The sequence below is a fragment of the Amycolatopsis sp. MtRt-6 genome (assembly GCF_017308975.1).
In the GTDB taxonomy this organism is placed as follows: Bacteria; Actinomycetota; Actinomycetes; order Mycobacteriales; family Pseudonocardiaceae; genus Amycolatopsis.
Window position 1 is genome coordinate 19,447 of record NZ_JADWPD010000007.1, and the last position, 18,993, is coordinate 38,439.

General features: G+C 72.3%; 23 protein-coding genes. 11 read left to right on the forward strand and 12 right to left on the reverse strand.

From position 1 onward, the window contains the following. Positions 1-6: 6 nt before the first annotated feature. On the reverse strand, positions 7-777 hold the full coding sequence (locus I4Q55_RS14160) for an IclR family transcriptional regulator (RefSeq protein WP_206788148.1): 771 nt from the start codon (positions 775-777) through the stop codon (positions 7-9). A 52-nt stretch (positions 778-829) separates the two neighbouring features. Beyond that, on the reverse strand, positions 830-1,420 hold the full coding sequence (locus I4Q55_RS14165; RefSeq protein ID WP_206788149.1) for a TetR/AcrR family transcriptional regulator: 591 nt from the start codon (positions 1,418-1,420) through the stop codon (positions 830-832). Between the two features lie 86 nt (positions 1,421-1,506). On the opposite strand from I4Q55_RS14165, the gene I4Q55_RS14170 reads away from it, so the two are divergent. The 4 genes from I4Q55_RS14170 to I4Q55_RS14185 all read left to right on the forward strand — a co-directional run bounded on the left by I4Q55_RS14170 (position 1,507) and on the right by I4Q55_RS14185 (position 6,294). Continuing rightward, positions 1,507-2,424, forward strand: a complete 918-nt coding sequence (locus I4Q55_RS14170) for an oxygenase MpaB family protein (protein ID WP_206788150.1) — start codon at positions 1,507-1,509, stop codon at positions 2,422-2,424. 9 nt (positions 2,425-2,433) lie between these two features. Continuing rightward, a complete protein-coding gene (locus I4Q55_RS14175; RefSeq protein WP_206788151.1) occupies positions 2,434-3,459 on the forward strand; it encodes an LLM class F420-dependent oxidoreductase in 1,026 nt (341 codons plus the stop codon). A gap of 118 nt (positions 3,460-3,577) precedes the next feature. Continuing rightward, a complete protein-coding gene (locus I4Q55_RS14180; RefSeq protein ID WP_206788152.1) occupies positions 3,578-4,882 on the forward strand; it encodes an MFS transporter in 1,305 nt (434 codons plus the stop codon). After that, positions 4,879-6,294, forward strand: a complete 1,416-nt coding sequence (locus I4Q55_RS14185; protein ID WP_206788153.1) for an aminotransferase class V-fold PLP-dependent enzyme — start codon at positions 4,879-4,881, stop codon at positions 6,292-6,294. The genes I4Q55_RS14180 and I4Q55_RS14185 overlap by 4 nt, the downstream gene beginning before the upstream one ends. Before the next feature lie 3 nt (positions 6,295-6,297). On the opposite strand, the gene I4Q55_RS14190 is transcribed toward I4Q55_RS14185, so the two are convergent. From I4Q55_RS14190 to I4Q55_RS14205, 4 genes are read right to left on the reverse strand one after another with little or no spacing between them, the layout of a single operon-like run. Continuing rightward, positions 6,298-6,570: a DUF6295 family protein gene (locus I4Q55_RS14190; RefSeq protein ID WP_206788154.1), complete on the reverse strand. Its 273-nt coding sequence runs from the start codon at positions 6,568-6,570 to the stop codon at positions 6,298-6,300. 11 nt (positions 6,571-6,581) lie between these two features. Beyond that, a complete protein-coding gene (locus I4Q55_RS14195) occupies positions 6,582-7,322 on the reverse strand; it encodes a dienelactone hydrolase family protein (protein WP_206788156.1) in 741 nt (246 codons plus the stop codon). Beyond that, complete coding sequence (locus I4Q55_RS14200; RefSeq protein ID WP_206788158.1) at positions 7,319-8,989, reverse strand: MFS transporter; 1,671 nt, start codon at positions 8,987-8,989, stop codon at positions 7,319-7,321. The genes I4Q55_RS14195 and I4Q55_RS14200 overlap by 4 nt, the downstream gene beginning before the upstream one ends. After that, positions 8,986-9,420, reverse strand: coding sequence for a MarR family transcriptional regulator (locus I4Q55_RS14205; RefSeq protein WP_307793203.1), 435 nt, complete (start codon positions 9,418-9,420; stop codon positions 8,986-8,988). Before I4Q55_RS14205 ends, I4Q55_RS14200 begins: the two co-directional genes overlap by 4 nt. 133 nt (positions 9,421-9,553) lie before the next feature. Between I4Q55_RS14205 and I4Q55_RS14210 the strand changes: the two genes are divergently transcribed. Then, a complete protein-coding gene (locus tag I4Q55_RS14210) occupies positions 9,554-9,850 on the forward strand; it encodes a hypothetical protein (protein ID WP_206788160.1) in 297 nt (98 codons plus the stop codon). Between the two features lie 10 nt (positions 9,851-9,860). Here the strand turns inward: I4Q55_RS14210 and I4Q55_RS14215 are convergent, their stop codons facing one another. From I4Q55_RS14215 to mrf, 5 genes are all read right to left on the reverse strand, one after another. After that, on the reverse strand, positions 9,861-10,214 hold the full coding sequence (locus tag I4Q55_RS14215) for a hypothetical protein (protein ID WP_206788161.1): 354 nt from the start codon (positions 10,212-10,214) through the stop codon (positions 9,861-9,863). 300 nt (positions 10,215-10,514) lie between these two features. Further along, the gene (locus tag I4Q55_RS14220; RefSeq protein ID WP_206788162.1) at positions 10,515-11,564 is read right to left on the reverse strand and encodes a GTP-binding protein; all 1,050 of its coding nucleotides are present in this window, start codon (positions 11,562-11,564) and stop codon (positions 10,515-10,517) included. Beyond that, positions 11,561-11,713 carry a 50S ribosomal protein L32 gene (gene rpmF, locus I4Q55_RS14225; protein WP_206788163.1) on the reverse strand — a complete coding sequence of 51 codons (153 nt, stop codon included), beginning with the start codon at positions 11,711-11,713 and terminating at the stop codon, positions 11,561-11,563. Before rpmF ends, I4Q55_RS14220 begins: the two co-directional genes overlap by 4 nt. Next, positions 11,713-11,967 carry a type B 50S ribosomal protein L31 gene (locus I4Q55_RS14230; RefSeq protein ID WP_206788165.1) on the reverse strand — a complete coding sequence of 85 codons (255 nt, stop codon included), beginning with the start codon at positions 11,965-11,967 and terminating at the stop codon, positions 11,713-11,715. Before I4Q55_RS14230 ends, rpmF begins: the two co-directional genes overlap by 1 nt. After that, on the reverse strand, positions 11,964-13,226 hold the full coding sequence (mrf, locus tag I4Q55_RS14235) for a ribosome hibernation factor-recruiting GTPase MRF (protein ID WP_206788166.1): 1,263 nt from the start codon (positions 13,224-13,226) through the stop codon (positions 11,964-11,966). The genes I4Q55_RS14230 and mrf overlap by 4 nt, the downstream gene beginning before the upstream one ends. 142 nt (positions 13,227-13,368) lie before the next feature. Here mrf and rpmG point away from each other — a divergent pair, with 142 nt between their 5' ends. The 6 genes from rpmG to cobA all read left to right on the forward strand — a co-directional run bounded on the left by rpmG (position 13,369) and on the right by cobA (position 18,377). Continuing rightward, on the forward strand, positions 13,369-13,536 hold the full coding sequence (gene rpmG / locus I4Q55_RS14240; RefSeq protein WP_116205050.1) for a 50S ribosomal protein L33: 168 nt from the start codon (positions 13,369-13,371) through the stop codon (positions 13,534-13,536). Beyond that, positions 13,536-13,841 carry a 30S ribosomal protein S14 gene (gene rpsN / locus I4Q55_RS14245; protein ID WP_206788169.1) on the forward strand — a complete coding sequence of 102 codons (306 nt, stop codon included), beginning with the start codon at positions 13,536-13,538 and terminating at the stop codon, positions 13,839-13,841. The genes rpmG and rpsN overlap by 1 nt, the downstream gene beginning before the upstream one ends. Further along, positions 13,838-14,092 carry a 30S ribosomal protein S18 gene (rpsR, locus tag I4Q55_RS14250; RefSeq protein WP_206788170.1) on the forward strand — a complete coding sequence of 85 codons (255 nt, stop codon included), beginning with the start codon at positions 13,838-13,840 and terminating at the stop codon, positions 14,090-14,092. Before rpsN ends, rpsR begins: the two co-directional genes overlap by 4 nt. A gap of 90 nt (positions 14,093-14,182) precedes the next feature. Continuing rightward, positions 14,183-15,244, forward strand: coding sequence for an ATP-binding protein (locus I4Q55_RS14255; RefSeq protein WP_206788171.1), 1,062 nt, complete (start codon positions 14,183-14,185; stop codon positions 15,242-15,244). After that, positions 15,241-17,109: a hypothetical protein gene (locus tag I4Q55_RS14260; protein WP_206788172.1), complete on the forward strand. Its 1,869-nt coding sequence runs from the start codon at positions 15,241-15,243 to the stop codon at positions 17,107-17,109. The genes I4Q55_RS14255 and I4Q55_RS14260 overlap by 4 nt, the downstream gene beginning before the upstream one ends. A gap of 47 nt (positions 17,110-17,156) precedes the next feature. Continuing rightward, on the forward strand, positions 17,157-18,377 hold the full coding sequence (gene cobA, locus I4Q55_RS14265; RefSeq protein ID WP_206788173.1) for a uroporphyrinogen-III C-methyltransferase: 1,221 nt from the start codon (positions 17,157-17,159) through the stop codon (positions 18,375-18,377). A 106-nt stretch (positions 18,378-18,483) separates the two neighbouring features. Here cobA and I4Q55_RS14270 read toward each other — a convergent pair whose 3' ends face one another. Then, complete coding sequence (locus I4Q55_RS14270) at positions 18,484-18,993, reverse strand: AAA family ATPase (protein ID WP_206788174.1); 510 nt, start codon at positions 18,991-18,993, stop codon at positions 18,484-18,486.

The following is an 18,993-nucleotide window of genomic DNA, read 5'->3' on the forward strand; positions in this document are numbered from 1 at the left end:
CGCCGGCTACGGCTGTCCCGAGAGTGTCCGGGTCAACGCGAGCGCCACCGTCCGGACGGCCGGGGCGACCCGCTCGGTCCGCATCCGGTTGGCCCAGCCGGAGATCGACACCGCCGCCACCGCGACGCCGCGGGCGTCGAGCAGCGGGCTGGCCGCGCACACCACGCCGACGCCGGATTCCTCGCGCTCCAAGGCGATCCCGTCCTCCCGGACGCGGCCGAGCTGACGGCGGAGCAGGCCGGGCGCGGTGATCGTCCGCGCGCTCAGCCGCGGCAGCCCGGCGTCGATCACCTGGCTCACCACGGACTCCGGGGAAAACGCCAGGATCGCCTTGCCGACGCCGGTGGCGTGCGCCGGGAACCGGCCGCCGATGCGCGAAGGCAGCGTCGGCGCGTCCGGCCCGCGCAATACGTCCAGGTACACGACTTCGGTGCCTTCGAGGATCGCGAGGTGGACGGTGTTGCGGGTGGCCTCGCGCAGGTCGGCCAGGTAGGGCCGGGCCGCCTCGACCAGGCCGCGCCGCGGCGAGGCCAGCTGGCCGATCTCGAACAGCCGCAGCCCGAGCCGCACCGCGCCCGCTTCGCGTTCGAGCAGCCCGGTCTCGGTGAGGTGCCCGGCGAGCCGGTGGACGGTCGTCTTCGCCAGGCCGGTCCGGCGGGCGAGCTCGGAGACGCCGAGGGTCTCGTCACCCGGCCGGAAGGCCTCCAGGAGCGCGGCGAGCCGGGCCGCGACGAGGCCGTCGCCGTTCGCGCCGTCGTTCCGTCCAGCGGTACGCATGGGTTGAGTGTGCCCGATCGGCGGGGCGAGTGTCAGCAGTGAGGAGGTGGGGTCAGTGGCTGTCGGCGCCGAGGACGAGCTTGACGCAGTGCGCGACGAGCCGTTCGCGCGACACCGGCAGCGACCCGTCGAGGTAGGCGATGAAGACGTTGCTCAGCGCGCCGACCAGCCCGACGGCGGCCAGCCGGCGTTCGAGCTCGTCGCCGTGGGACAGCTGCTCGCCGACGAGCGCGGCGAACACCGGCAGCAGGTGCAGGCCCCGGCGGGTCAGCGCCGGGTCGGTGAGCGGCGCGAGCAGCAGGACCCGGCCCTTGCGGGGGTCGTCGACGATCAGCTCGACGAACGCACGCACGGCGTGCTCCGCCCGCAGCACCGGAGTGGGCGCGTCCCGCACGGCGTCGACGAGCGCCTGCCGCGCCTGCTCTCCGACGTGCTCGTACACGGCCGCGACGAGCTCTTCGCGGTCGGCGAAGCTCTCGTAGAAGTAGCGCTCGGTCAGCTTCGCGTGCCGGCACACCGCGCGGACGCTCGTCCCGGCCGAGCCCTCGGTGCCCAGCAGCTCCAGGCCCGCGGCCACCAGTTGCTCCCGCCGGAGCGCCTTCCGGTCGTCCAGCGTCGTGCCCGCCCAGGTCCGGCCCGGCATCACAGCTCCTCGGTTGACTACAACTGTTGTCAGATCCTAGCCTGACAACAGCCGTAGTCAGTTCCGGACTCGACGAGGAGTACGCGATGGAACCCGAGCCGCTGGGGCCCGACTCGCTGACGTGGAAGTACTTCGGCGACTGGCGCGGCCTGCTCATCGGCCTGTGGGCCGGGTCGATGCAGAACATGCACCCCGGCCTCGGCGCCGGCGTCGAGCAGCACTCGCGGTTCTTCGAAGAGCGCTGGCAACGGCTGTTCCGCTCGCTCTACCCGATCGGCGGGGTGGTCTACGACGGCCCGCGCGCCCACCGGACCGCGCTGGAAGTCCGCGGTTACCACGACCGCATCAAGGGCGTCGACGCGCAGGGCCGCCGCTACCACGCGCTCGACCCCGGCACCTACTACTGGGCGCACGCGACCTTCTTCGTCAGCACGATCCTCATCGCCGACCACTTCATGGGCGGCATCGGCGAGGCCGAAAAGCGGCGGCTGTTCGACGAGCACGTCCAGTGGTGGCGGATGTACGACATGACGATGCGGCCGGTGCCGGAGAGCTGGGAGGACTTCCAGCGCTACTGGAAGCACATGTGCGCCGAGGTCCTCGAAGACAACAAGGCCACCCGGGACGTCCTCGACATCCGCGGGCTCGGCAAGCCGCCGTTCCTGCCCTGGCTCCCGGACCCGCTGTGGCGGCCGGTCCAGCGGGTGATCGCGCGCAACTTCGTGTGGCTGACGATCGGCCTCTACGACCGCGAGGTCCGCGACCTGCTCGGCTTCCGCTGGACCGAGCGCGACGCGCGGCGGCACCGGCGGTTCGGGAAGTTCGTCAACGCCGCCTTCAAGCTCGTCCCGCACGACCGCCGCTACCACCCGCGAGCCCGCGCCGGCTGGCGCCGCGAGCGCGGGGAGGTGGCCGCGGACGCGCCGTTGGTCGAGACTCCACCCAGGAACCTGCCGCCGCTGTCCGAGCGGGGCAAGCCCGAGCACTACGCGCCGAACGTCTAGGAGGCATTCGTGAAGCTGGGATTCCATGTCGGGTATTGGCAGAGCGGCCCGACCCCGGGTGCGCTCGAAGCCGTCCTCAAGGCCGAGGAGCTCGGCTTCGACTCGGTGTGGACGGCGGAGGCGTACGGCTCGGACGCCTTCACGCCGCTGGCCTGGTACGGCGCTTCCACCAGCCGGATCCGGCTCGGCACGAACATCGTCCAGATGGCCGCCCGGACGCCGACGGCGACGGCGATGAGCGCGCTGACCCTCGACCACCTCTCCGGCGGCCGGATGGTGCTCGGGCTCGGCGCGTCCGGTCCGCAGGTCGTCGAGGGCTGGTACGGCCAGCCCTACCCGAAGCCCCTGGCCCGGACGCGCGAGTACATCGACATCGTCCGGCAGGTGATCGCCCGTGAGGCGCCGGTGACCCTCGACGGCGAACACTTCCAGCTGCCCTACCAGGGCGGCGCCGGGCTCGGCAAGCCGCTGAAGTCCACGGTGCACCCGCTGCGCACGGACATCCCGATCCACCTGGCGGCCGAAGGTCCCAAGAACGTCGCCCTCGCGGCGGAGATCGCCGACGGCTGGCTGCCGCTGTTCTTCTCGCCCAAGAGCAACGACTTCTACAAGGCTGCGCTCGAAGAAGGCTTCTCGCGGCCGGGCGCGCGGCACACCTTCGAGACGTTCGAGGTGCCGTGCTCGCTGCCGGTCATCGTGCACGACGACGTCGAGGAGGCGGCGAGCTGGATCAAGCCGTCGCTGGCGTTGTACATCGGCGGGATGGGCGCCAAGAGCGTCAACTTCCACCACGACGTGTACGCGCGGCTCGGCTACGGCGACGTCGCCGACGAGGTCCAGGAGCTCTTCCTCGCCGGCCGCAAGGCGGAGGCGGCCGCGGCGATCCCGACGTCGCTGGTGGAGGACACCTCGCTGATCGGGCCGCCGGAGAAGATCCGCGAAGAGCTCAAGGCCTGGGAGGACACCGTGGTCACCCAGCTGCTGCTGCGCGGGGACGCCGCGACGCTGGAGAAGATCGCCCGCGCCCTCGGCTGACCGGCGGGCCGCTCCGTGCCCCAGGTCACGACGATGGCACGATTCCCCTCGATCCCCACCGGGTGCCCGCCGAGATCGAATACTCGTGCGGGCACCCGGTAAGCCTGCGAGGAGGACCATGACGACGCTGTCCGGCCGGACGAGGTTCCGCTATTCGCTCGGCTCGTTCGTCACCGGGTCCTTCGGCACGGTCCCGGGCCTGGTGCTGGTGAAGTACCTGACCGACACGATGGCCGTGCCCGCGGGCTGGGCCGCGGCGATCGTGTTCGTGCCCAAGGCCTGGGACGTGCTGTTCAACCCGGTCGCCGGCCGGCTGTCCGACGCCGACCTGCTCAGGACCGGCAGCCGGCGGCGGTTCCTGCTGATCGGCGGCATCGGCGTGGCGATCCTGTTCGCGGCGATGTTCGCCCACCCCGGCTTCGGCGACCCACTGCCGGACGCGCTGTACGTGGCCATCATGTTCGCCGCCTGCGCCACGGCATACGCGCTGTTCCAGGTGCCGTTCAACGCGCTGCCGGCCGAGCTGACCGAGTCGGCGACCGAGCGGACGAAACTCACCAGTGTCCGCATCGGCGTGCTCGCCGTGACGATCCTGGTCTGCGGCGGTGGCGCGCCCGCGATCACCGCCGGGATCGGCGGGGTCGCCGGGTACCGGATCATGGCCGTCGTCATCGGGCTGATCGTGCTGGCCGCGACGCTGCTGGTCTACTTCGGGCTCAAGGACGCGCCGGTCGGCTCGCTGCGGCCGAACACGGTGAGCCTCAAGGAACTCGTGCGCACGCTCGCCGCGTGGCGGCCGTTCCGCTGGCTCCTCGGCACGTACTTCATCCAGGCGCTGGGCATCGGCACGGTGCTCGCCGCGATCCCGTTCTTCGCCCAGCGCATCCTCGGCAGCGAAGGCTACGGCACGATCCTGTTCGTCATCTTCGTCGGCCCGGCGCTGGTCACCATGCCGCTGTGGCCGCGGCTGGGCGACCGGGTGGGCAAGCTCAACGGCTTCCGCCTGGCCACCGCCGCCTTCGCGATCGGCCTGCTCGGCCTGGTCTTCGCCCAGTCGATCCCGCTGGTCGTCTCGTTCGTCTTCGTGGCGCTCTGCGGCGTCGGCTACGCCGGGATCTCGGTGTTCCCGCTGGCGATCCTGCCCGACCTGATCACGGCCGAGGAGGAACGCACCGGCGAGACGCGCGCCGGGATCGCGGCGGGGGTGTGGACCGCGGGGGAGACCCTCGGCCTGGCCTTCGGCGGCGGGCTGTGGGCGCTGATCCTGGCGTTCGGCGGGTACGTGTCCAGCACGGACGCCACGGCGTTCCAGCCGCACAGCGCCATCGTGGCGATCCTCGTCGGCTCGTCGATCATCCCCGGCATGCTCATCGCGCTGGCCCTGCCGCTGCTGCGGCGCAAGGTGCTGGAGCCGCGCCCGTGACCCCGCCCGAGGACGTCCTCGCGGCGCTGCGGGAGCTGCGCGCGGGCGACCTGCCGACGCACGGCGGCCGGACGCTGGCCTACGTCTACGACAGCGGGCTGTCCGAAGTGGACTCCCTGGGCGCGGCGGCGCACGCGCTGGCGTCGTCGGCCAACGGCCTGGACCCGACGGCGTTCCCGAGCCTGCTGCGCATGGAGAACGACCTCGTCTCCGCGGCGGTTTCGCTGCTCGGCGACGTCCCGGGCGTGGTGGGTTCGGTGACTTCCGGTGGCACGGAGTCGTGTCTGCTGGCGGTGCTCGCCGCCCGGGACGCGCATCCCTCGGTGGCGTCCCCGTCGATCGTGCTCCCGACGACCGCGCACGCGGCGTTCCACAAGGCCGCGCACCTGTTCGGGCTGCGGCGCGTCGACGTCCCGGTCGACCCGGTGACGTTCCGCGCCGACCCGGCGGCGATGGCCGCGGCGATCGACGACTCGACGGTGCTGGTCGTGGCGAGTGCGCCGTCCTACGCCCACGGCGTGCTCGACCCGATCGCTTCGATCGCGGCGGCCGCCGACGAGCGCGGGGTCCGGATGCACGTCGACGCCTGCATCGGCGGCTGGGTGCTGCCGTACCTCGCCCGCCTCGGCGCGGACGTCCCGCCGTTCGACTTCCGCGTCCCCGGCGTCACCAGCATTTCGGTGGACCTGCACAAGTACGCGTACTGCCCGAAGGGGACGTCGGTGCTGCTGCACGCTTCGGCGGAGCTGCGGCGCCCGCACTACTTCGCGAGCGCGGCCTGGCCGGGCTACACGATGCTGAACACGACGATCCAGAGCACCCGCTCCGGCGGCCCGCTCGCCGCGGCGTGGGCGGTGGTGAACCACCTCGGCGCCGACGGCTACCTGTCGTTGGCGGCGGCCACGCGGGAAGCGGTTTCCCGGATCCGCTCGGGTATCGCGGAGGTGCCGGGCCTGCGGGTGCTCGGTGACCCGGTGTCGACGCTGGTCGCGTTCACCGGGGACGACGGTTTCGACCTGTTCACGGTGGCCGACGAAATGAAGGTGCGCGGCTGGTACGTCCAGCCGCAGTTCGCCTTCGAGTCGTCTCCGGTGAACCTCCACCTGACGGTGACGGCGGCCAACCACGGCAGCGAGAAGGAGTTCCTGGCCGACCTGGCCGCGTCGGTGGACGCGGCCCGCGTGGCCGGTCCGGTGGTCGTCGACCCGGCCGTGGCGGAGTTCGTCGCGGCGCTCGACCCGGCGACGCTGACGTCGGAGCAGTTCGCCGGCTTGCTGGCGGCGGCCGGCCTCGGGGGCGGTGCGGGGTTGCCGGAGCGGATGGCGCCGATCAACGCGCTCCTCGCAACGGCACCGGCGCCGTTGCGGGAGCGGCTGCTGCTCGAGTTCCTGGGCGCGCTCTACACGCCCTGAACCTCACTGGTCGCGGGAGGCCAGCCCCGCGGGCGCGGACCTGACCGCCGCGTGGATCGCGTCCGCCAGGGCGAGCGCGTCCTCTTCGGTCAGTTCGAGGGCCACGCGCGCCGAAGCGCCCAGGGCCGGGTTCCGGAAGTCGATGTTCACCGTGTGCGCGTACGGCGCGTGGACCGGGTGGTCGACGTACACGGTTCCCTCGGTCAACCGGAACCAGCCGCGGGCGCCCTTGCCGCTGCCTTCGAGCGCGAACTTCTCCGTCAGGTATGTGCACATGGCGAGTCCTCTCAGGTGGTGAGCGTGCGGGCGTAGAAGTCGAGGATGCGTTCCCAGCCGTCCTTGGCGGCTTCGGGGCGGTAGCTCGGGCGGTCGACGGCGAAGAACGCGTGGCCCGCGCCGGCGTAGGTGTGGAACTCGTGCTCCTTGCCGTGCTTCTCCAGCTCCGCCGCCAGCACGGCCACCTCGTCCGGTCCCGGGAACTGGTCGTCGGCGCCGAAGATGCCCAGCAGCGGGCAGGACAGCTGCGGTGCCAGGCCGAGCAGCGGCTTCATCTGCTTCATGGCCTCCGGCGGGTCGTTGACGACGAAGGCGCCGTAGCAGTCCACCGCCGCGTCGATGTCCAGCGAACAACCGACGAGGAACGCCTGGCGGCCGCCCGAGCAGTGCCCGATGACGCCGATGCGGCCGTTCGCGTTTTCCAGCGCGCGCAGGTAGTCGGCCGCGCCGGAGACGTCGCCGACCAGGCGGTCGTCGGGGACGCCGCCCGCCGCGCGGACCGTCGCGGCCGCGTCGTCCGGATCCGCGCCCGGTGCTTCGCGCGTGTACAGGTTCGGGCAGAGCGCGTTGTAGCCCTCGACGGCGAAGCGGCGCACCATCTCCTTCGTCGCGGCGTCGTAGCCGGGCATGTGGTGGATCACCACGACACCGCCGCGCGGGGTCGCGTCGGTCGGCTTGGCCAGGTAGGCCTCCAGTTCGTCCCCGTCGTGGCCGGTGATGGTGACGGTTCCGGCGATGATCTCGTCGGTCATCGGTTCTCCTTGACTGTCTCGGGGATGTGGACGTACTTCGCGCCGCGGAACGCGGAAGCGAGCGCGGCGACGACGGCCATCGCGGCGGCCGCGGTGAACACGACCACCAGGCCGTGGTGGAACGGGCCGGAAACCAGCTGCGGGAAGAAATCGCCGCCGGTCAGGGTCGCCCGGCCGGCGGGCGTCAGTCCGGAAAGGACGTCCGGGCCGAGCAGGTGCCCGACCGGGTTGCTGCCGAGGAACGCCGCGAACAGCGTGCTGACCGGCGGCAGCTGCGCGACGCCGTCGGCGACGGGCGCCGGGACGCCGTGGGCCTGCAGGCCGCTCGTGAGCGTCTGCGGCAGCGACGAAGCCAGCCCGGCGACCATCAGCGAGAAGAACACCCCGATCGACAACGACGTCCCCGAATTCTGGAACGTCGCCCGCATGCCGGAGGCGACCCCGCGCTGTTCGGTCGGGACGCTGCTCATGATCGCCGACGTGTTGGGCGCGGCGAACATGCCCTGGCCGACGCCGCTCGCGACGAGCAGGGCCGCGAACGCCGGGTACGGGAAGTCCACCGGCAGCGCCAGGAGACCGAGGAACGCCGCGGCGACCAGGAGCAGGCCGCCGGTGGCCAGCGGCCGGGCGCCGAACCGGTCGGACAGGTACCCGGACACCGGCCCGGCGATCAGGAACCCGACGGTCAGCGGCAGCAGGTGGATGCCCGCCCAGAGCGGTGTCTGCTCGTAGTCGTAGCCGTGCAGGGGCAGCCAGATCCCCTGCAGCCAGATGATGAGCATGAACTGCATGCCACCACGCGCGACCGAAGTCAGCAAGGCGGCGATGTTGCCCGCGGCGAACGCGCGGATCCTGAACAGCTTCAGCTGGAACATCGGCGCGGCGACGCGGCTCTCGATGACACCGAACAGCAGGAGCAGCAGGACCCCGGCGCCGATCCCGCCGAGCACCCAAGGGTTGCCCCAGCCGGTCGCCGAGCCACCGTAAGGCTGGATGCCGTAGGTGATCGCGGCGAGGAGCACCGCCGTCCCGGCCGCGAAGGTGACGTTGCCGCCCCAGTCGACCTTCGCGCGCTGCGGTGTCCCGGCCTCGCGGAGGCTGCGGATCGACCAGATCGTGCCGAGCAGGCCGAACGGGACGCTCACCCAGAACACCGCGCGCCAGTCGATCTCGGCGAGCAGGCCGCCGACGACCAGGCCGAGGAACTGCCCGGCCAGCGCGGTGATCTGGTTGACGCCCAGCGCCATCCCGCGCTGCTCGGCGGGGAAGGCGTCGGTGAGGATGGCCGCGGAGTTCGCCGTCAGCATCGACCCGCCGACGGCCTGCACGACCCGCCAGCCGATCAGCCAGAGCGCGCCGCCGGCGGCGTGGAAGGGGTCGAACGACAGCGCCACCGACGCGGCGCTGAACACGACGAAGCCGAGGTTGTACATCTTGACGCGGCCGAACATGTCGCCCAGGCGGCCCAGCGTCACCACCAGCACGGCCTGGACCAGCAGGTAGCCGAGGATCATCCAGAGCAGGTAGCCGATGTTGCCCGGGGCCAGGGGATCGAGGCCGATGCCGCGGAAGATGGCGGGCAGCGAGATGATGACGATCGAGCCGTCGAGCGCGGACATCAGCACGCCGAGCGTGGTGTTCGACAGTGCGACCCACTTGTAGCTCACAGCTCGTCCGCCAGCCGCTCGATCAGCGGGATGGCGGCGATCAGCGCGCGTTGCTCGGCCTCGGTGAACTTTTCGGCGAGGACGGCCGCCATCTGCCGGCCCGTCCGCGAGCGCCGGTCGGTGAGCAGCTTGACGCCGGCTTCGGTGACCGACATGAGCACCTTGCGGCCGTCGGAGTCGTCCTTGCGGCGCTCGACGAGCCCGCGTTCGACCAGCCGGGCGAGGGTGACGCCCATGGCCTGCGGCTTGACGCGTTCGAGGTCGGCGAGGGAGCCGGGGGTGGCCGGGCCGTCGCGGTCGAGCCGGGACAGGACCGAGCGTTCGGGCAGGGTCGGTTCGCCGGCGACGTAGCCCTGGCGCAGCCGCCGGACCAGCCGGCCGAGCGCGACGCGCAGGTCCGTGCTGGCTTGGAGGAGCTCTTCGCCGGTCACGATCGTCAACCTAGACTGATAAACCTGGGTTGATCAACTCGGACGTCGGCGCCGCTATCGGGTGAGCCGGGAGGTTTCGCCCTGTCTCCGGTGTTACCGTCCGAAGTGGACACACCCTGGAAGGGAAACGCCGATGACCATCCCGCACGTCGAGCACGCCGGCCACGACCACGTCCACCGGGAGGGCTGCGGCCACGCGGCGATCCCGCACGGCGACCACGTGGACTACGTGCACGAGGCTCACCTGCACCGAGCCCACGACGGTCACTTCGACGAGTGCGAAATCGCGGGCCACGTCCCGCACACGGGCCACGACCACACCCACGGAGACGGCTGCGGCCACGTGGCGGTCCCGCACGGCGACCACGTCGACTACCTGCACGACGGCCACCGCCACGCGGTCCACGAGGACCACTACGACGACCACTGACGCGTCAGCGTCAGCCGAGTGGGATCACGACCGTGGCCTGGCCGCCGTCGGATTCTGCGGCCAAAGTGAGCGTCCGTGCCTCCGTCGGCGGGCCGGGTTCGAACGTGCGCCGCTCCACAAGCAGGCCGTGCGACCCGGACCCACCGCCGGCGCTGCCGCGGTACTGGGTTCCCGCGTCGTCCCACCCGCGCCACCGGATGTCCGGCCGGAAGCGGTCCCGCAGCAGGCGGTGATCGCGGTAACCGTGGGAAAAGGTCAGGGCGACGAAGGTCGACCACACCTCCAGGCTCACCAGGTCCGCCGTCAGCTCGCCGGCGTCGAGGGTGCGGCCCGCGGTCGCCACCAGCTGCCAATGGCTCGCCACGGGCCGCCCCGCCGCAGGCCGGCCCAGCCGCAGGACCCACCCTCCCGGGGGATCCGCCCCGCTTCAGCGTACCGAGGCGGGCCGACGAAACCCGGCGAAAAACGCTCGCCGGGCAACGGTCATCCACACCGCAGCCCACTTGTGGGCAACCAGCCGCGAGTCGCCTCATCAGGGCGTTCGGTCCATCCGGCCCTACGGATCTTCTGCCGGTCGAGCGAACTTCGCCGCCCGACGTCCGGTTGCCCCGGCCCGCGTCCGGATTGTCGGAAATCGCCCTCTCCGGCCATCCATGCCGCCGATTCAGTGGACGTGGACAGGGCCCCACTCCGGGAACGGGTCCGGCCCGGTCGGCTCCCCGAGGCAGTCCCGCAGGGCCGCCAGCAGCGCGTCCCCGGCCAGGTCGACGCCGATGAACACCAGCTCCTGCCGCGGCTCGGCCGCCACGCCCTGCGGTTCGAACCGGGCCACCGCGCCCGCCTGGGACCACAGACCCGTCACCCCGGGGCGGGACGCCAGCGCGAAGAACCCCTTCGACCGCAGCACGGTCCCGAACTCGCCCGAGTCCAGCCGCCGGGTGACGAAGTCCCACAGGGCCGCCGGGTCGAACGCCCGGGACGCGCGGAACACCACGCTGGAGATGCCGTACTCCTCGGGCTCCGGGACGTGGTCGCCGTTCAGCTCGGCCACCCAGCCCGGGGCCTCCTGAGCCTTGACCGGGTCGTAGCGGCCGGTCCCGAACACGCGCTCCAGCGGCACCTTCCCGAAGCTGCCCGTGACGACGTCGGCCGCCGGGTTGAGCCGACGCAGCGTCGCCACGAGCCGATCGACGTCAGGGGCGAGGTCCGTCTTGTTCAGCAGCAGGACGTCGGCGAACTCGACCTGGTCCATCAGCAGGTCGCTGACCGTCCGCTCGTCGCCGGAGTACTGGTCGAGCCGGCGCTCCACGAGGGAGTCGCCGGCTGCCAGCTCGCGGGCGAAGTTCGCCGCGTCCACCACCGTCACCATCGTGTCGAGGTGGGCGACCTGCTCGAGGAAGGTGAACGTCGCCGCCACCGGCATCGGCTCGGAGATGCCGCTCGACTCGATGAGCACGTGGTCGAAGCGGTCGTCCGCGCACAGCGCCGCGACCTCTTCGAGCAGGTCCTCCCGCAGGGTGCAGCAGATGCACCCGTTGGTCAGCTCGACGAGGCGCTCCTGCGAGCGCACCAGCGCCGCGTCGATGTTGACCTCGCTCATGTCGTTGACGATCACCGCGACCCGCAGGCCCGCCCGGTTGGCGAGGATGTGGTTGAGCAGCGTCGTCTTGCCCGCGCCGAGGAAGCCGGACAACACCGTGACGGGAACGCTCACTGCTGGTGGAAGTGCTTCATGAGCCGGCGCGGGACCAGCTGCACCTTGCCGTCGACCTTGATCGGCACCAGGTCGGGCACGGCGGCCTTCCACTGCGCCCGCCGGGACCGCGTGTTGCTGCGCGACATCTTGCGCTTGGGGACGGCCATCAGCGGGCGCCTCGCTTCCCGTAGCGGCGGTGGAACTTCTCGACCTGGCCGGCGCTGTCCATGATCCGCTGGGTGCCGGTCCAGAACGGGTGCGACCACGAGCTGATGTCGACCATGACGAGCGGGTAGGTGTTGCCGTCGGACCATTCGATGGTCCGCTCGGAGGTGATGGTGGAGCGGGTGAGGAATGCGTCGCCGGTCGACGAGTCCTTGAACACCACCGGGTGGTAGTCGGGGTGGATCCCGGGTTTCACTGGTCATCCTTTCGGTTCGCCGCGGTCGCGTCGTGCCGCGCCGGGTCGGTTTCGGTGTCCTCGCACGGTTCCTCGTGCCAGTCCCCGAACGGGTCGGGGTAGCGCGCCCACGCCTCGGGGCCGGCCGCCAGCTCTTCGTCGGTCAGCAGCGCGCCGCGCAGGGCGGCCTCGACCTCGTCGGGGGTGGCCTGGTCGGTGACGACCACCAGTTCCTGCGCGCGGTCGCCGTGCACCGGGTCCCAGCGCAGGGACGCCAGCGTGCGGCGCTCGGGGGAGACGTCCGTCCACTGCGGACCGTTCGGGGACGCGAGCCACGGCCCGGCGTGGCCGAGGCCCAGGCCGCCGCCCGCCGACTCGATCCAGAACGCGACGTCGGGCTGGCTGGCCACCCACGCGCGCCCGCGGGTGCGGACGACGCCGTCGAGGAGCACGTCCAGCGCGTCGTGCAGGCGCGAGGGGTGGAACGGGCGGCGCGCGGTGAAGGTGAGCAGGGCGATGCCGCAGTCGTCGTGCAGGGGCGGTTCGCCGCGCAGCAGGGCGCCGTGCATGTCGGTGACCTCGCCGCGGCGGGCGTTCGCCGGGACCGCGTCGAGCACGCTGTGGCCGTCGATCCGGGCCAGCTCGACCCGCGGGATCGACGGGGCCACCCGGTCGAGCACCGCGGACGCCTTCGCGGCTTGCCACGCGTCGGTGGCCGCGCCGGCCAGGACCAGGACGTCGGCGAACTCCACCTGGGACAGCGCGACCTGGGCCACGGTCCGCTCGTCCTCGGGGCTGCCCTGCAGGTTCCGCTCGGCCAGCACTTCGTCGCCCGTCGCGTCGGCGAGCCAGGTCGCGCACTCGACGACGGTGAGCACCGCCCGCAGGTCGACGTCGTCGGCGACCGGGTGGTCGCCGACCAGGACGTTGCGGATCGCCCAGCTCACCGGCTCCGGCTCCATGGCCTCGTCGAGCCGGACGACGATCCGGGTCACCTCCGGGAGCCGGGCCAGCCGCCGCAGCAGCGGGAGCAGATCCTCCCGCAGGGTGCACGACACGCAGCCGTGGGCCAGCTCCAGCACGGTCAGCTCGTCGCGCTCGCCGAGCCGCAGGCGGCGGCGGACGACGCCGGAGTGGATCTCGCGCAGGTCGTGGTGGACGACGGCGGTGCCCGGCCCGGCGGTGCGCAGCAGCTCCGCCAGCTCGGCGTTCGGGCCCGCGGCGAGGCCGCTCACGAGGACGAGCGGGACTTGGGGGTGACGGGTCTGCTTGGGGGTCACTGCGGCTCCAGGAACGCGGGCGGGGTACGGTGCGTAGCGTAGATGAAAACGAAAACCACTACCAACTCGGGAGGGTCCGTGTCCGCCGTGTGCCAGGTCACCGGCCGCGAGCCGTGCCGAAGGCGAAGGGAGTGAAGCTGTCATGGCGAAGAGCACCGACATCCGGCCGATCATCAAGCTGCGGTCCACCGCGGGCACCGGATACACGTACGTGACCAAGAAGAACCGCCGCAACAACCCGGACCGGATGGTCCTGCGCAAGTACGACCCCGTGGCGCGCAAGCACGTCGAGTTCAAGGAAGAGCGCTGATGGCGAAGAAGTCGAAGATCGCGAAGAACGAGCAGCGGAAGGTGGTCGCCGCCCGCTTCGCCGAACGCCGTCGTGCGCTCAAGGCCGTCGTCGCCTCGCCCGCGTCGTCGCCGGAGGAGAAGGCCAACGCGGTCGTCGCGCTGCAGAAGCTGCCGCGCGACGCGAGCCCGACGCGGATCCGCAACCGGGACGTCGCCGACGGCCGTCCGCGCGGATACCTGCGGAAGTTCGGGTTGTCGCGGGTGAAGATGCGGCAGGCCGCGCACAACGGCGAGCTGCCCGGCGTCTCGAAGTCGAGCTGGTGAGCCGCATGCCGAAGCCGCACCGCGACCGCCCCGGCAAGCGCAAGGTGAACCTGCTGCGCGCCAACAAGATCGAGCGCGTCGACTGGAAGGACGTCGACCTGCTGCGGAAGTTCATCTCCGACCGCGGCAAGATCCGCGCCCGCCGCGTCACGGGATTGACGCCGCAGCAACAGAAACAGGTCGCCACGGCGATCAAGAACGCCCGTGAAATGGCACTGCTGCCGTACCCGTCTTCGGGGCGCGCGAGCTGAAATTCGGGTGCGCACCCGCCGGGCGGTGCGCGACCATGGGCGTCCGAACGGGGGCGTCGCAAGGGATGTCCTGAACCAGGAGGTCCACGCTTGCACGCCCAGCTCACGGTCACGCCCGCCCGGCTGCCCGAGGTCCTGCTCACCACCGCCGTCGTGCGGCCGGTGTTCCTCTGGGGCGCGCCCGGGATCGGGAAGTCCTCGCTGGTACGCGATTTCGCGGCGTCGCTGGGGCTCGACTGCGTTTCACTGCTGGGTACCCAGCTCGCTCCCGAAGACCTGATCGGCGTCCCGCAGATCGTCGACGGCCGCAGCCGGTTCTGCCCGCCGGAGCAGATCGCGCGCGACGAGCCGTACTGCCTGTTCCTCGACGAGCTGAACGCCGCCGCGCCCGACGTCCAGAAGGCGTTCTACTCGCTCATTCTCGACCGCCGCATCGGCTCCTACGAGCTGCCGGCGGGCTCGGTCGTCATCGGCGCCGGCAACCGCGCCACCGACCAGGCACTCGCCCGGCCGATGGCCTCGGCCCTGGTGAACCGCCTGGTGCACGTCCACCTGCGCGCCGCGCCGGGCGACTGGCTCGCCTGGGCCGCCGGCCACGGCATCCACCCGTGGGTGATCGAGTACCTCACCCAGCGCCCGGACCACCTGTGGAGCCCGCCGCCGAAGACCGAGGAGCCGTTCTCGACGCCGCGGTCCTGGCACATGCTCTCCGACCTGCTCCACTCCGCCGGCGACCCGGCCGAAGACGAGACGATCGCGCTGCTGGCGTACGCCACGCTCACCCCGGCCCACGCGGGCGCGTTCCGCGCGTACCTCAAGGTGGCCCGGCACGCCTTCGGCCTGGAGGCGATCCTCAAGGGCGACGCGCGCTGGCCCGCCGAGCCCGGCGACCGCGACCTGCTCTACTTCCTCGCCGAGACGTTCCGCGCGCGGCTGGTCAAGGACCTGCCCGCGGACAAGCGGCACGCGTCGGCGGCCGTACGCCAGTTCGCCTTCCGCGCGAAGAGCCTGCTGGTCGAGCTGGCCGAGATCTCCCTGGAGATGGCGCAGCTCGTCATCGCCGACGACGAAGCAGGCAACCCGCGGCTGCCGTCGTGGTTCCTGGTCGAGGCCGCCCGCGATCTGCCGCGGCTGGTGGCGGCGCGGGCATGAGCAACGCCCGCGTCGAAGCCAAGCGCCGCGAGCGCCGGAACAAGGCGATCGCCGACGGCTGGGCCCAGGTCCGCGCGCACACCGTCCTCGACCACCTCGCCCGCGGCGCGAGCCTGAGCCAGGAAAGCGCCGACGGCTGGGCCGTGGTCACCGACCGCGGGGTGGTCACGCCGAACCGCGGCCGCGACGCCGAACCGGGCGAGTGGGCCTGGGTGTTCGCGCACCTGCTGCTGCACCTGGGCCTCGGCCACCTCGACGAAGACCGGCTGACCGAGGCGGAAGCGGTCACGCCGGCGCGCGAGGTCGACCCGGTGTACGCCGCCGCGTGCTGCGTGGCCGTGCACCGGTTCGCCGAGGCCGTCCACGTCGGGACGCCGGTGCTGGACCTGCCCGAACTCCCCGGCACCGACGAGTTCGCCCTGACCCGCGCCTGGCGGGAGACGGGCGTTCCGGCGCCGTTCGCCGACCTGGGCACCGGCCGGCCGTGCCTGGCGCTCGCGGAGCCGCTGTCGCGCTGGCAGCTGCAGTACCACGGGAAGCCGGACCCCTGGACCGAGCGGTTCGCGCGCGGGCTGATCGCCTCGGCCACCGAGGCGATGGAACGCGCCGCCGACGCGCGCGGCCAGACCCGGCACCGGCGCGCGCTGGGGGAGTGGGACCGCGCGCTGTCCTGGTTCGTCTCCTCGTTCCCGCTGCTCGGCGCGGTCGCCGCCGGGTTCACCCTGGTCGTCGACGCCGACGTCGTCCGCTCGTGGGACATCGCCCTGGCCGCGGTCGACGCCGAGCACGGCGAGATCTACGTCAACCCGGCCGCCGACCTGACCGCCGAGGAGTGGCGGTTCGTGCTGGCCCACGAAATGCTGCACGCGGCGCTGCGGCACGACCGCCGCGCGCTCGGCCGCGACCCGTACCTGTGGAACGTCGCCTGCGACTACGTGATCAACGGCTGGCTGGTCGCCATGGGCGTCGGCGAGCTGCCCCACGGCGTCCTGCACGACCAGCAGCTGACCGGGATGTCCGCGGAGTCGGTGTACGACACGCTGACCACCGACCTCCGCCGGGCCCGCAAGCTGGTGACCCTGGGCTCGCGCGAAGCCGGGGACGTGCTGGGCGACTGGCTGTCCGAACCGGACGCGGTGCGGCGCCGGTCGTCGAAGCGGAGCGCGCGGCCGATGCCGTGGGGTGACCGTGCCCACGGCGTCGACCTCGACGAGTTCTACCGCCGGGCGATGACCCAGGGCCTCGAGTACCACCACGCCCAGGGCCGCGGGCTGCTGCCGGCCGGGCTGGAGCAGGAGATCCGGGCTCTGGACCACCCGCCGCTGCCGTGGGACGCCCGGCTCGCGCGCTGGTTCGACGAGCACGTCCGGGTCGAGCTGCCGGTGCGCAGCTACGCGCGGGCGTCGCGCCGCCAGTCGGCGACGCCGGACATCCCGCGTCCGGGCCGCGTCCGCCCGGAAGGCCTCGACCGGCGCGTCACCTTCGGCGTCGTGCTGGACACTTCCGGGTCGATGAACGCCGAGCTGCTCGGCAAGGCGCTGGGCGCGATCGCGTCGTACGCGCTGGCCCGGGACGTCCCGGCGGCGCGCGTGGTGTTCTGCGACGCCGTCGCCTACGACGCCGGCTACCTGGCGGTCGAGGACATCGCGGGCCGGGTCAAGGTGCGGGGGCGCGGCGGGACGATCCTGCAGCCCGGCGTCGACCTGCTGGAGCGCGCGGCCGACTTCCCGGCCGACGGGCCGATCCTGATCATCACCGACGCGCAGTGCGACCATGTCCGGCCGCGCCGGGAGCACGCGTACCTGGTGCCGCGGGGCGCCCGGCTGCCGTTCGTGGCGCGCGGGCCGGTCTTCCGGGTGGCGTGACCCACGCCGGGCTGGCGCACGGGTGAACCGCCAATAAACTCCCGGCCATGGACGACCCGCACTACCTCTCCGGCCTCCAGCTCGCCGGCCGCCGCGTCGTGATGATCGGCGGCGGCACGGTGGCTCAACGACGGCTGCCCCGGCTCATCGGCGCGGGGGCCCGCGTCGAACTGGTGTCACCGCACACGACGCCTTCGGTGCAGGGCATGGTGGACGCGGGCGAGCTCGTCTGGCACGAGCGGCGGTATCAGGAAGGCGACCTCCGCAACGCTTGGTACGCGCTGGCCTGCACGAACGACCCCGAGGTGAACGCGGCGGTGTGCGCCGAGGCCGAGCGGGAGCGGGTGTTCTGCGTCCGCGCCGACGAGGGTGAGTCGGGCAGCGCGGTGACTCCGGCGTCCGGACGGCACGGCGGGCTGCTGTTCGGCGTGCTGTCCGGCGGCGAGCCGCTGCGCTCGGCGTCGGTCCGCGACTCGATGCTCGACGGCCTGCACAACGGCACGATCGAGGACGGCCGCCGGCCGCACCCCGAGGGCAGCCTGCCCGGTGTGGCGCTGGTCGGCGGCGGCCCGGGCGACCCGGAGCTGATCACGGTCCGCGGCCGCCGGCTGCTGTCGCGCGCGGACGTCGTCGTGGTGGACCGGCTGGCGCCCCGCGAGCTGCTCGACGAGCTCGCGCCGGAGGTGGAGATCGTCGACGCGGCGAAGATCCCCTACGGCCGCGCGGCCAGCCAGGACGTCATCAACCGCACGCTGGTCGAGCGCGCCAAGGAGGGCAAGTTCGTCGTCCGGCTCAAGGGCGGCGACCCGTACCTGTTCGGCCGCGGGTTCGAGGAGGTGCTGGCCTGCGCCGAGGCGGGCGTCCCGGTGACGATGGTCCCCGGTATCACCAGCGCGTTCGCGGTCCCGGCGGTGGCGGACGTCCCGGTGACCCACCGCGGCGTGGCCCACGAGGTGGTGGTGGTCTCCGGCCACGTGGCGCCGGGCGACGACCGGTCGCTGGTGGACTGGGAGCTGCTGGCCCGGATGCGCGGCACGATCGTGCTGATGATGGGCGTGGAGCGGCTCCCGCAGTTCGCGAAGGCCCTCCTGGACGGCGGCCGCCCGGCCGACACCCCGGTCGCCATCGTCGAGGACGGCACGATGCGCACCCAGCGCACCCTCCGGTCCACTTTGGACACGGTGGTCACGGACGCGGCGGCCTCGGGAGTCCGCCCGCCCGCGGTGATCGTGATCGGCCCGGTGGCCGGCCTGGCCCCCGTGTCGTAAGAGGACACACGCGTGATCCGGCGGGCATCACACGTGATTGAGGGGGCATCACCCTGATGCCCCCTCAATCACGCTTGATGCCCCTCCAGGCACGCGTGATGCCCGCTCAAGCACGGCCGGCGGCGGTGAGGATCGCGTCGGCGACTTCGGGCAACGGGCGGGTGGCGTCGACGATCGTGGCGCCGGGGTGGCGGTAGGCGTTGTCGGCGAGCGCCGCGGCCAGCTCCTCCGGGTGCTTGCCGAAGCTGTTCGTGGTGCGGGTCAGGAGCCGGTGGCGGAGCGTGTCTTCGTCGATCACCAGGCAGACCACGAGGTCGAAGAGATCCCGCACGTCTTCGTGGTTCTCGGGGCAGCCGCAGAAGAACGCGATCCCCCCGGACGCCCGAGCCGCCAGGGCCTCGACCTTCGGCCGGCTGATCTTCCAGCCGTAGCGGTCGAGCCAGCCCGCCGGCACCGGATCCGGGGGATCGGTGACCACCTGGCCGGTCGTCCGGTCCACCCAGTGGTGGTAGCCCTCGTTGTCCGCGTCGACCGCCAGTTCGCCCCGCTCCTTGAGCAGTGCGCAGACGCTCGACTTGCCGGCTCCCGCGTTGCCGGTCACCCACACCAGGGGCAT